Origin of the sequence: Cohnella fermenti (assembly GCF_004801405.1) — a bacterium.
Taxonomy (GTDB): domain Bacteria; phylum Bacillota; class Bacilli; order Paenibacillales; family Paenibacillaceae; genus Cohnella; species Cohnella fermenti.
Map to the genome: position 1 here is coordinate 41,817 of NZ_SSOB01000047.1, position 11,794 is coordinate 53,610.

The window sequence follows — 11,794 nt, forward strand, 5'->3', positions numbered from 1 at the left end:
TTACACAAAGGAGACATGAATGATTGATGAAGAAAATGATCGTGCTTATGATCGCAGTTGCTGCTTTCTTTACGTCGGTACCCGCTTTAGCCGCTACGAACAATAAACCATCATCCTGGGCGGAGTCCGACGTGAACGCGGCAATCTCGGCGGGACTGGTGCCGGATCGGCTGAAGTCGAACTACCAAGCGGCTATCACTCGGGATGAGTTTGCAGAGCTTCTGGTTCAATCTATCTTCAAGAAAGTAAATAAAGCGACCCCTGAACAATCCCCATGGGACATTTCGGCGTTTCTGAAGAAAGTGGATGTAGACGTAGCGTTTACTGATACCGATGCTGACTATATCAAAGTTGCTTATGCAATCGGAGCGATCAACGGCATCTCCGATACCGAGTTCGCTCCCGACAAGTTGATTACCCGTCAGGAAGCGGCGACTATGCTAGTGAACACTGTGCATTATAGTTCTGGGATATACTTTAGTGAAATGATCAAGAAGTCATATTCCGATTTCAATCAAGTAGCCACATGGGCTCAAGGGCAAGTCCTTATGTCTGGTTCTATGCTTGTGTTGCAGGGTACTGGAGGCAAGTTCGACCCTCTTGGAACGTTCACAAGGGAACAAGCGATACTCGCCATGTATCGAGTCTATCATCATGTCAATTTTGGTAACCTTACCCTGAAAGGTGCAGCAGTCATTCGAATGGTCTACGAAAACACGCACTACCACGTAGGGAAAGATTATATTTATATGGATTATCCTGACGAAACCTACTTCAAAACGAACGCGGATCATCTTTGGTTGAACTTGTATGACGCATGGGATGATGGGAGCGGCGATTTTCCATCATTGGCGCAAGCGACAGCAACCTATCTCTATTCAAGGCTACTTGATACGAGTTTGCCGGAGGTCAGGGCCGCTTCGGAAGCCAACAAGTCGATTACAGTGGACTTCGGCTACATGACCTATACGACGCTTACCAAAGACCATGTCCTGGAGATGAAGCTTAAGCCAGGCTACGAGTTGATGACGGTTATAGCGGGATATCACTACGGCTATCCGGCTATCGATGTAGAACCGAAAATAATTGGCTAGTCCGTCACAGGAGACCCCTGCCAACGGACTAAGGCTAGGGAAACGAGAGGTGGGCAAGCTGTCTCGGATAAGCATCGACCTCAGTGTCGTCAGTCGGCTTTACGATGACTCCGCACGATATACGGGCAGATTGACCGATGGGGCAGAACGTCTATCCTCGGTCGTCTCCCAAGTGGACTCGCAAATCAAAGCTCGAAGGAGCATCGGCACAAGGCTGCGAAGCTCGATCGACAGCGCGGAGGCACTGGAGCTAAAGGTAAAGCAAATTCAGATGGTTATCAGCGGCTCGATCGAGCGTTACGGCCGGTTGGATAGAGAGATCGTCATTCAATCGTCTCGATTAAGAGAGATTGGCGCTGCCGGGGATCATGCGAGTTGGCGGGAGAGGGCAACCGATATTTTTGCGAATGCGACCAAGGAAGCGCTGGAATTGTATTTCGAAGTAAAGGAAGTCAGAGAAACGGTCATTGATTTTGTTGAAAATACCGCAAAGGAAGCCATCGAAGCGCTGGAGAGCACGGCAGTCGGTTCCTTCGTTGAAGGAGTCGCAGATGCGGTAACCGAAAATGTGTTGCTGGGAATGACTCAAATCGAGTCGGAGACGGAGCATCAGAAGTCCTATCTGGCTGGGAAAATCGTGGGAGATCTGGCATCGGAAGTGATAGGCATCGTCGAGGGAGCAGCCGCCATAGGCATGGAAGGGGTCGGCCTGGGTCTGGATGCGACGGGAGCGGGAGCTCTTGCAGGATTGAGCTTGAACGCCGCAGGGCTTGTCGTCCTTGGACACGCAGGGTCGGTTATGTATAACGGAGCCCAAAATCTGGGGGAAGATGCAAGCGACTTGGTGCAGAGCTTTAAGCGCGGGGAGTCTGAGGGTGCGGGAAATACTGCTACTAGAACCCAAGCTGAATTAGATGCACTAGCAACAGACCCTGCAATTGGAAATAAAGTTACATCAAAGACCATAGCTGAACGTGAAGTTGGACTTGGCCTTGAAGCTAAAGGTGAAGTAAAAGGTCTGGTTAGAGACCCAAGTGGTAAAGCAGAGTTTATTGATTCATCGGGTCAAAAATGGGATGTTAAAGCGTTTAATTCGAATTATGCTCCAAAAGGTTATAATCTATCTGATGCAATGACAAATATAAGAAAGAGTATTTCTAATGGGGAAAACGTTATGTTAGATACTAGAAATTTATCACAGGAACATTTATCAGAGTTAAAGAATGAATTGGTAAAAACAGGATTGATAGACAATGTGAAAATTTGGCCGTAGTTGGGAGGGAGCGACTATAATGGTCATTGATAAAATGATTGCGGATCATATAAAATGGTTAGATTCTTTAGGCCAACAGGGTGAACAATTATTTGTATCAGAAACTGATTTATCAAATCAGGATTTTTCTAATATTGATTTAAGTGAGACAGTCATACTAGATTCCAATTTAGACTCGACAAACTTAACGAATGCAAACTTGAGTAACTCAAACCTAGGATACTCCAGTTTCAGGTTATCAAATTTATCTAGGGCTAGTCTTGTAAAAGCAGAAGCCAATCATACAAACTTTGAGAAGGCAATAATGGTAAATTGTAATGCTTTCAGGACCACTTTTATTGATTCAAATTTTGAAGAAGCGGATTTGACAGGTGCTAATTTTGCTAGCACCTTACTGTCAGAAACTAATTTAGAAAATGCAATATTTAATCAAGGCGATTTATCAAATAGTTCAATTAGCGGATGCAGAGTACATGGAATCAAGTTAATTGGTGTTAAAGGAATTGAAACAATATCGGTAGAATGGATTGATATTGGTAGTAAGGGAAACCCTGAAAAGTTAGTTGGAAAGGATGCGGTCGAGTGGTTATCTCGACGAGCTAAAGAACAGTAATGATTACATGCTTTCGGAGGGGCTATCCAATGCCGAACGAACCTATCACTCAACTAATAACACCCATAGCCCATGTAATACCCGTATGAAGGTTTTGTCATTTAGGACAGGTGGATCAACAAGTTCGGCGCCTTCGTTTCCGACGAGGATGTGTCCGATCTAGAGAACTGCAAGCCTCGATTGGTTTCTTACCTTTCGGGGTTTCTTTTTGAGGAAGTTAACTAGCGTCAAGAGGGAGAGTATAAAAAAATATTCTTCCTCAGATTCCCAACCAATATAATCGAAGGATGAGTGATGGAAAAAACTATACATTTTTTACACAAAGGAGACATGAATGATTGATGAAGAAAATGATCGCGTTTATAATCGCAGTTGCTGCTTTCTTTACGTCGTTACCCGCTTTAGCCGCTACGAACAATACACCATCGTCCTGGGCGGAGTCCGATGTGAACGCGGCGATCTCAGCGGGACTAGTGCCGGATCGTCTGAAGTCGAACTACCAAGCGGCTATCACTCGGGATGAGTTTGCGGAGCTTCTGGTTCAATCTATTTTTACGAAAATAAACAAAGAGAATTCTTCCGAGTCTCCTTGGGATATTCCGACTTTCCTGAAAAAAGTGGATGTAGATGTTACGTTCATGGATACGGATGCTGACTACATCAAAGTCGCCTACGCAATTGGAGCCATCAACGGTATCTCTGATACCGAGTTCGCGCCGGATAAGCTGATTACCCGTCAGGAAGCGGCGACTATGCTTGTGAACACTGTGCATTATAGTTCGGGCTTAGGATTTAGCGATTTAGTCAAGAAATCTTACAATGACTTTAATAAGATTGCTACATGGGCACAACCGCAAGTATTGGCCGCTGGATCTAGAGGAATTATGCAGGGTACTGGAGGCAAGTTCGACCCTCTTGGAACGTTCACGAGAGAGCAAGCGATACTCGCCATGTATCGAGTCTATCATCATGTCAACTTCAGTACCCTCACTCTAAAGGGCGTAGCCATCGTTAGAACGATGTACGAAAACACTCACTACCACGTAGGGAAAGATTATATCTATATGGATTACCCGGATGAAGATTATGTAAATTCGAATGTCGATAACCTTTGGTTAAATATGTATGATCTATGGGATGATGGGAGCGGGGACTTCCCTTCACTGGCGCAAGCGACCGCAACCTATCTATATAAAACGCTAGGTACGAATATGCCGGAGGTCAGGGCCGCTTCGGAAGCCAACAAGTCGATTACAGTGGACTTCGGCTACATGACCTATACGACGCTTACCAAAGACCATGTCCTGGAGATGAAGCTTAAGCCAGGCTACGAGTTGATGACGGTTATAGCGGGATATCACTACGGCTATCCGGCTATCGATGTAGAACCTAAAGTGATTGGATGAACAAGGAAGGGGAGGCCATCGGATGTCCCTTATCCAAGCGGAGCTGTCGCGATTGATGCAGATTGGGCAGGATGTCGAACGAATGGAACAAAGAGCGGCTTCGGTGGAAAAGGAAGTGTGGACGGTCGGCAGCCGCGTGGAAGGGGCGATCCTCGCCCGGCGCGGGCTGTCCGGTCGGATCGGCGGCAGCGCGAGCGGCATCGGGCGAATCGAGAGTCGGCTCGGTGCGCTGTCGGCGTACATCCTCTCCGCAGTGGAACGCTACGAGCGCGCGGACAAGGATGTCATGGCGCTGCTATCGGCGTCGGGTATCGTCTCGGGCAAGAGCGGTTCCGTATGGGGCTGGCTGAAGGACCGGGCGGACGGCGCCAGAGCGGGCATTCGGGAGCTCGGCGGGGACCTGCAGCTTGTGGGCGACACGCTCGACGGCTGGCTCGGCCAAGGCAACGCCTTCCTCGACGAAGCGTTGGCCTACGGCAACCGGCAGATCGATTACCTGCGAACGCTCGACATCATGGGAGGGGCGCCCGAGGTTGGGACCTTCTTCAAATCCGGCGTGCTCAAGGGCGCGCTGGATACCATCGGCAGCTTCGCGAAGCTGGGGCTGCAAGCGACCCGTCAGGCGTACAAGCCGATAGCGGATGGGCTGGAAGCGGTAGGCTACGTATACGAGACGGCATTCGCCGACGATCCGCTCGGCAAGCTGAAGGAGGACCTGATCGCTTACGTGGACAGCCAAGTGCTGGAGATTCGAACGTTCCCCGAGCGGGCTTCAGCTACGTATGAGGCGACGTTACACGCATTTTCGAGTATGCTGGAGGAGTACAGGCAAGCGGACACGAACCGGAAGGCCGAGATGGTAGGCTTCGGGACGGAGAAGCTGCTGGAGCTGCTGATTCCTCTGGGCGCAGGGGCCAAGGCCGCAACGGCGGCCGGGAAGGCGGAGTCGGCGGCGGTTAAAGCCGAAGGCTTGATTGATGGCCTTCCGGTGGCCGGGAAGGGTGTTGGCAGTGCATATGACCATGTATATACTTCGACCAAACTTCTTGATGATATTTTTCCCGAGCTAAAAGGGATAAACCCTCATTATGTAGATGGGGCAGGTCCAGGAGTAAATACAAACTGTGTTTCTTGCGCTAATGCCGCTACTGCAAGATTAATAGGAGACGATGTATTTGCAGTAGCCCAGGCTTCTAAAGGCTATGGGGGGAGAAATGATTTATTGTATTCAGCGCCATTTGGTACACAAAAAAATCTATCTGTTTCAGATGTAAGCAAGCAATTGCTTGAGGCTGGAGATGGAGCCAATGGTATTGTTATTATTCATCAAGGTAGTGTAGAGCATGTAATAAATGTTGTGAATAGAAACGGAGAAATATACTACATCGACACTCAGATTGGAAAGATTGTAGAACTCCACCCGACCTTAAAACTAGAGCTAGGGGTACGATAACAATGAGAGAATATATACCGACAATAACGTTTGAGCAGGCAAAAGCGATAGCAGAAAAAGCTGCATTTGAGCAGTTAGCACCTTTCGTTGAGGACGAAAGCGACACTGTGCTGAGTGATAAGCATGCTGAAGCTGAATATTGTTGGTTTTTTTTCAGGAAGCAGGAAATTGTCGGGCCGCCCGAAAAAATACTTACATGGGGTGCTGCATATGCAATAAGCAAAAAAGGTGAACTGAGACTTATTGCTGATTTCATGAATGAACCAGATAAGTTGCGGGAATATATTCAGGTTATGTCAAAATATTTTGAAGCAAAAGGATTGTAAGAAAGTGGGGGCATATTACCGTGGCGCCATGCTGGATATCATTGATGGACTGTGTGTAAGAATCGCATCGAGCCCCCAATCTGCAACACCCGCCGGGAGGAGCCTCCCAGGCGGTTCTTCTTGCCTCGTGGGGACTGTGAACCGCCGAAGTCGGTCCTAACGCTTCCCCTTCTGTTCCTCGATCCGCTCGGCCAGCTCGTTCAGCTCCGTCCAGCGCTCAAGCAGTTCGTCCAGCCTCTCCTCGAGCCGGTGCTGCTCCTCCATCAGCTCCTGCAGGCGGACGGAGTCGCTGCCCGCGGCTTCCATCTGCGATGCGATCCGGCTTAGCTGCTCCTCCGCCTCGGCGATCCAGCCGTCGATCTGCTCGAAGTCCTTCTGATCCTTGTAGGACATCTTCAGCGCGCGCTCGCGCTCCGGCGACTTAGCGGCCGATGCCGGTGCGGCTGCGGATTTGTTCTTGGCCGAGGCGGCATCCGAACCGGCCCCAGATCCGGCCCCAGATCCGCCCCCAGAACCCGAGCCGGAGCCGGCGTCGATAACCGAGCCCATCGAGGCTTGCCGCGACTCGTAATCCGAATAGTTGCCCTCCTGCTTCGAGACGACGCCGGCGCCCTCGAAGACGAACAGGCGGTCGACCGTCCGATCGAGGAAGTAGCGGTCATGGGAGACGACGAAGACGACCCCGGGAAAATCATCCAGGTAATCTTCAAGGACCCCCAATGTGGCGATGTCCAGGTCGTTCGTCGGCTCGTCGAGCAGGAGCACGTTCGGCGCCTCGGTCAGGACGCGCAGCAGTTGCAGCCGGCGCTTCTCGCCGCCGGACAGCTTCGAGATGAGCGTCCATTGCATCGCGGGAGGGAAGAGGAAGCGCTCGAGCATCTGCGCGGCGGAGAACGATTCGCCCTCCGCGGTGCGAATCTGCTCCGCTCCCTCGCGAATGTACTCGATGACTCGCAGATTGCCGTCCATCTCCTCGTGCTCTTGGGAGAACCAGCCGAGCTTCACGGTCGGGCCGAGCTCGACGGTGCCGGAATCCGGCTGCAGGCGTTCCGCGATCATCTTGAGCAGCGTGGACTTCCCGCTGCCGTTGCGGCCGATGATGCCGACCCGGTCTTCGGGAACCGCTATGTAGCTGAAGTCCCGGATCAGCGTCCGGCCGCCCATCGCCTTGGTTACATTGCTCAGCTCGACGATCTTCTTGCCCAGTCGGGCGGACGCGACGGACACGTCCAGCTTGCCGTTCCCGCCCTTCGGCGCTTGCGCCTTAAGCGCCTCGAACCGCTCGATTCGCGCCTTCTGCTTCGTCGAGCGGGCTTGCGCCCCGCGCCGTATCCAGGCCAGCTCGTTGCGGAGCAGGTTCTGGCGCTTCGCCTCGGAAGCCGCCTCGCGCTGCTCGCGTTCGAGCTTCAGCTCGAGGAATCGGCTGTAATTCGCTTCATAGAAGAATGCCCGGCCCTGGTCCAGCTCGATGACGCGGTTGCTGACCCGGTCGAGGAAGTAGCGGTCGTGGGTGATCATGAGCAGCGCGCCGCGCCGCTTCTGCAGCATCCCTTCCAGCCAGGCGACGGAATCGTTGTCGATGTGGTTCGTCGGCTCATCGAGGATAAGCACGTCGGAGGGCTGGAGCAAGGCGGCCGCCATCGCCACCCGCTTGCGCTGCCCGCCGGAGAGGCGGTCCACGATCGCATCGCAATCCTCGATGCCGAGCCGGCCGAGCGCGATCTTGGCGTCGCTCTCAAGCTGCCAGGCGTCCAACTCGTCCATCCGCTGGTTGGCGGCGATCAGCCGCTGCTGCAGCTTCTCGTCCTCCGGATTCGCGTTCAGCGCCTCCAGGGCGGCCGCATAATCGCGCACCGCCAGCAGCGAAGGCGAATCGCCGCCGAGCACATGCTCCAGCGCGGTCTCCCCCGCGCGGAACTCGGGGTCCTGCGCCAGCATGCGGACGCGCACCCGGCTGCCGACGCTGACCGTTCCCGAGTCGGCCGGCTCCAGGCCGGCGATCACCTTCAGGAACGTCGACTTGCCGGTGCCGTTCACGCCGATGATGCCGATGCGGTCCCCGTCTTCGACCCCGAGGGTAACATCTTCGAACAGAAGCTTCTCGCCGTGTGTCTTCGTTATATGTTCAATGGACATGAGATTCATGTATCGACCCTACTTTGCACAAGAATGTGGCGTTAACCCGTTCCGATCTTCTCTACTATACCATAATTCTTCTTTTTTCTTCTGCGAGAACCGACCTCGGACGGATTGGCATAATGCCGGACATGGGGATATAATACTACAGAGACAGGTTGCGGCGGAGATTGCATTCGATACATGCCATTACGTTCGATACATATAGAAGGAACGGGAAGATCGGGGGAAGGGTCATGACGGAATACATCTTCGGGCTGGACGGGATGATCGCATTCTGGATCATGCTCGTCTGGGGAATTGCCGTCTATCGGACAGGCCGGATCGCTTATTCGGCCAATTATGCTCATATGAGGAGACGAGCCTTCGGCGCGTTCCTGTTCGTGCTGCTCGGCGCCGCGCTTGTGGTCCTTCGCATCGTAACCGGACTTCTGGAATGGCCTCAGACCGGCTGGCGGGAATGGCACAGCCGCTTCCTCGTGCAGATGATTCCGATGGTGCCCATCTGCGCCTATGTTCTTCGCACCTCCGTGCTTCGCTTGTGGACGCTCTTCGCCGGCATCGACGTGAAAGCGGATTCCAGCACAACAAGAATCGATCCCGAGCAGCCGCTGGACGCTCCGGCGCGCCGGAAGGCGGCGGACCCTGCGCTCAAGGTTCCGATTCAACTGATGGCGTTCGTCTCGGCTCTGGCGTTCTACCTGACGTGCGTCGCGGCGGAGCCGATCGGCTGGATTACCGCGGCGGGCATGGTGCTCCTGCCCGTGCTCTCGATCAGCACGCTGCAGAATCGCGCCAAGAGGCGCAGACGGAAGATCGGCCGGGTCGATTGGGTGCTTCCGAGCATCAAGGCCCGCACCTCCCGCGGCTCGTTCGCGCTGGCGCTTATCGCGATCGGCCTGACGATCTGGCTTGCCGTCGTCTCCGACGAGGACAAGCTGCCGGGGCAGAATGAAGTTGGGGGAGGAACGCGGCTCGATCCGAACGCCGACCTCGTGTTCGATGGGGCCAAGCTGTCCAAGATCGAGGACTCGAATCTCTCCTACGTGAATACGCAATAATGATGGAGGAACGATACGCAACATGATGAGCAAGCTGCAACCAAACCGTCTGTCGGGCATTCGGCTGAACGTGCTGGCCGGGCTGACGACGGTGCTCGCCCTCATTCCCGATTCGCTGGCGTTCGCCTTCATCGCGGGCGTCAATCCGATGGTGAGCTTATATTCGACCATCTGCATTCTTCTTCTGATCTCGATCTTCGGCGGCAGGCCGGGGATGGTCTCGTCGACGGCGGGCTCGATGGCGGTGCTGATGACGGCGCTGGTCGCGAACCATGGGCTCGAATTCCTGTTCGCGGCAACGATTCTGACCGGCATCATTCAATTCCTGATGGGCGTCTTCCGGATGGGCAAGCTGATGCGCTTCGTTCCGCATTCGGTTGTGACCGGCTTCGTCAACTCGCTTGCGATTCTGATCTTCCTGTCGCAACTGCGCTACTTCGACGGGCAATCGTGGCCGATGTACGCGATGGTTGCGGGAACGCTCGTCATCATCTACGTGCTGCCGCGCTGGTTCAAGGCGATCCCGTCGCCGCTCGTCGCGATCGCGGCCATGACGCTCCTGGTCGTACTGCTGCCGGGAGGCCACTTCCAGGCGGTCGGAGACCTGGCGGATATCAGCGCGAAGCTCCCGCTGCCGCACTTCCCGGATCTCCCGCTGACGTGGAGCACGCTGGGGACAATTCTGCCGATCTCGTTGTCGCTTGCGGTCGTCGGCTATTCGGAGACGCTGCTGACGCAGACGATGGTGGACGATCTGACCGAGCAGAAGACGAGCAAGGACAAGGAGCTGCGCGGCCAAGGCATCGCGAACGCCGCGACCGGCTTTATCGGCGGCATGGCCGGCTGCGCGCTTGTCGCGGAATCGGTCATCAACGTCAAGAACGGCGGCCGCACCCGCCTGTCGACGGTCGTCGCGGGTCTCGCGCTGTTCGTGCTGATCTTCGCGCTCAGCGACGTCGTGGCCGCCATTCCGATGGCGGGCCTCGTCGGCGTCATGATGTACGTGTGCGTCGAGATCTTCGACTGGAAGTCCGTTGCGAAGCTGCGGCGGGTGCCGAAGGCGGACGCGCTCATCATGCTCGCGACGGTCGCGATTGTCGTCACGACGGACAACCTCGCGATCGGGGTTGTCGTGGGCGTACTGTTGAATCTGTTGGCGAAGGCAGGTGCGAGATTGCCCCTTCCACGATCCAACAAAGAGCTTGAAGGATAAGGAAGGGCTGCCCGGAGGAGCTGAACCGATCGACTCGGTCTCGCTATCCGGAGCAGCCCTTCTTTTATTTACTCTTGGAGTATTTTCTCATCGTCGGTCTTGACCTCGAGAATATCGAGCAGGAACATAAACACCGGGATGCCGAGAATCAGTCCCCAGATGCCGAAGTAATGCTGCGAGAAGACGAGGATGACGAACGTGTAGAACATCGGAAGCTTCGTCTTGTGAGCCATCAGCCGCGGATTGAGCACGTACGTCTCGACCGCGTGGATGATGAGGATCATGACGACAGTCCAGATAACGAGGACCCAGCCCCCGGTCTGATACGCGATAACGCTGATGGGGATAAACGAGATGACGACGCCGGCTACCGGAATGAGGCTCAGCAGGAAGACGAGGATCGTCAGAATAAACAGGTAAGGGAAGCCGAGAATCCACAGCCCGATCATCGTCAGAACCGTGTTCACGATCGCGATGATAAGCTGCACCTCGATGACCTTGCCGAACGAGTCGACGAACTTCTTGCCGAAGTATTCCATCTCCTCGTACAAGCCGCCGACCTTGCTCGTCTTGAACTTGGACGTGAAGCGTAGGATGGCCCCCTTCTGCAGAATGAAGAAGAAGCTGAGCAGGATAACGACCAGAATAATCTCGAGCCATTCGCCGAGCTTGGAGATGTAGTGGAACGCCTTGTCGACGTAATTCTCGTACTTGAACGTATTGATCGCTTCCGTCAGCTTCTGGGCGATCTGGTCGTCCTTGTTCGTATCGAGGAACTTCACGATCGTATTGATCAGATCGGTCACCTGCGTGATAATCTTCGGCACGTAATTCGTGATGCCGATTACCATGGCGGAGATGATGACGATATAGAGCAGACTGGCGACGGCGTTCGGATGGACCGGGAACAGTCTGCGCAGCTTCTTCGTGACGAAGCCGGTCAAGCTGTTCATGACGAAGGTGACAAGGAACAGAAGCAGGAGCAGGTTAAGCATGTCCCGGAGCAGGTAGACGGCCGCGAGGACGAACAGGCAGACCGCGATCTTGCGAACGATCGGCGAAGCGAAGAACTCTCGAATCATTCCCATGTAATTCCCTCTTCTATATAGACTTGTGCGTAACTACTCCTACGGATGAGATTGCCATCGGTTTCTTCTTTTTAACAAGTATATATCAAATTCCTGTCCGGCACACACCTTGCACGCGATGAAGGGCATCC

At 53.9% G+C, this 11,794-nt stretch carries 10 protein-coding genes; 8 read left to right on the forward strand and 2 right to left on the reverse strand.

Annotated elements, in window-relative coordinates:
* The first annotated feature begins 26 nt into the window (after positions 1-26).
* From E6C55_RS27125 to E6C55_RS27150, 6 genes are all read left to right on the forward strand, one after another.
* Positions 27-1,094, forward strand: a complete 1,068-nt coding sequence (locus tag E6C55_RS27125; protein WP_136372976.1) for an S-layer homology domain-containing protein — start codon at positions 27-29, stop codon at positions 1,092-1,094.
* 271 nt (positions 1,095-1,365) lie between these two features.
* Positions 1,366-2,367, forward strand: coding sequence for a hypothetical protein (locus tag E6C55_RS27130; protein ID WP_136372977.1), 1,002 nt, complete (start codon positions 1,366-1,368; stop codon positions 2,365-2,367).
* A gap of 19 nt (positions 2,368-2,386) precedes the next feature.
* Positions 2,387-2,980, forward strand: a complete 594-nt coding sequence (locus E6C55_RS27135; protein ID WP_136372978.1) for a pentapeptide repeat-containing protein — start codon at positions 2,387-2,389, stop codon at positions 2,978-2,980.
* 341 nt (positions 2,981-3,321) lie between these two features.
* Positions 3,322-4,386: an S-layer homology domain-containing protein gene (locus E6C55_RS27140; protein WP_136372979.1), complete on the forward strand. Its 1,065-nt coding sequence runs from the start codon at positions 3,322-3,324 to the stop codon at positions 4,384-4,386.
* A gap of 22 nt (positions 4,387-4,408) precedes the next feature.
* A complete protein-coding gene (locus E6C55_RS27145) occupies positions 4,409-5,839 on the forward strand; it encodes a toxin glutamine deamidase domain-containing protein (RefSeq protein WP_136372980.1) in 1,431 nt (476 codons plus the stop codon).
* A 2-nt stretch (positions 5,840-5,841) separates the two neighbouring features.
* Positions 5,842-6,165 carry a hypothetical protein gene (locus tag E6C55_RS27150; RefSeq protein ID WP_136372981.1) on the forward strand — a complete coding sequence of 108 codons (324 nt, stop codon included), beginning with the start codon at positions 5,842-5,844 and terminating at the stop codon, positions 6,163-6,165.
* A 156-nt stretch (positions 6,166-6,321) separates the two neighbouring features.
* Here the strand turns inward: E6C55_RS27150 and E6C55_RS27155 are convergent, their stop codons facing one another.
* Complete coding sequence (locus E6C55_RS27155; RefSeq protein ID WP_136372982.1) at positions 6,322-8,310, reverse strand: ABC-F family ATP-binding cassette domain-containing protein; 1,989 nt, start codon at positions 8,308-8,310, stop codon at positions 6,322-6,324.
* A gap of 227 nt (positions 8,311-8,537) precedes the next feature.
* On the opposite strand from E6C55_RS27155, the gene E6C55_RS27160 reads away from it, so the two are divergent.
* Together E6C55_RS27160 and E6C55_RS27165 are read left to right on the forward strand one after the other, a co-directional pair.
* Positions 8,538-9,362 (forward strand): hypothetical protein, encoded by an 825-nt coding sequence (locus E6C55_RS27160; RefSeq protein WP_136372983.1) that lies wholly within the window; start codon positions 8,538-8,540, stop codon positions 9,360-9,362.
* A gap of 22 nt (positions 9,363-9,384) precedes the next feature.
* Positions 9,385-10,575 (forward strand): SulP family inorganic anion transporter, encoded by a 1,191-nt coding sequence (locus E6C55_RS27165; RefSeq protein WP_136372984.1) that lies wholly within the window; start codon positions 9,385-9,387, stop codon positions 10,573-10,575.
* Positions 10,576-10,643: 68 nt separating this feature from the next.
* On the opposite strand, the gene E6C55_RS27170 is transcribed toward E6C55_RS27165, so the two are convergent.
* A complete protein-coding gene (locus E6C55_RS27170) occupies positions 10,644-11,663 on the reverse strand; it encodes an AI-2E family transporter (protein WP_136372985.1) in 1,020 nt (339 codons plus the stop codon).
* Positions 11,664-11,794 lie beyond the last annotated feature (131 nt).

Excerpts from the sequence above, each read along its gene's own strand:
- E6C55_RS27170 (WP_136372985.1), bottom strand. The coding sequence starts at position 11,663 with ATGGGAATGATTCGAGAGTTCTTCGCTTCGCCGATCGTTCGCAAGATC.
- E6C55_RS27160 (WP_136372983.1), top strand. The coding sequence starts at position 8,538 with ATGACGGAATACATCTTCGGGCTGGACGGGATGATCGCATTCTGGATC.
- E6C55_RS27165 (WP_136372984.1), top strand. The coding sequence starts at position 9,385 with ATGATGAGCAAGCTGCAACCAAACCGTCTGTCGGGCATTCGGCTGAAC.
- E6C55_RS27155 (WP_136372982.1), bottom strand. The coding sequence starts at position 8,310 with ATGAATCTCATGTCCATTGAACATATAACGAAGACACACGGCGAGAAG.
- E6C55_RS27140 (WP_136372979.1), top strand. The coding sequence starts at position 3,322 with ATGAAGAAAATGATCGCGTTTATAATCGCAGTTGCTGCTTTCTTTACG.
- E6C55_RS27130 (WP_136372977.1), top strand. The coding sequence starts at position 1,366 with ATGGTTATCAGCGGCTCGATCGAGCGTTACGGCCGGTTGGATAGAGAG.
- E6C55_RS27135 (WP_136372978.1), top strand. The coding sequence starts at position 2,387 with ATGGTCATTGATAAAATGATTGCGGATCATATAAAATGGTTAGATTCT.
- E6C55_RS27125 (WP_136372976.1), top strand. The coding sequence starts at position 27 with ATGAAGAAAATGATCGTGCTTATGATCGCAGTTGCTGCTTTCTTTACG.
- E6C55_RS27145 (WP_136372980.1), top strand. The coding sequence starts at position 4,409 with ATGTCCCTTATCCAAGCGGAGCTGTCGCGATTGATGCAGATTGGGCAG.
- E6C55_RS27150 (WP_136372981.1), top strand. The coding sequence starts at position 5,842 with ATGAGAGAATATATACCGACAATAACGTTTGAGCAGGCAAAAGCGATA.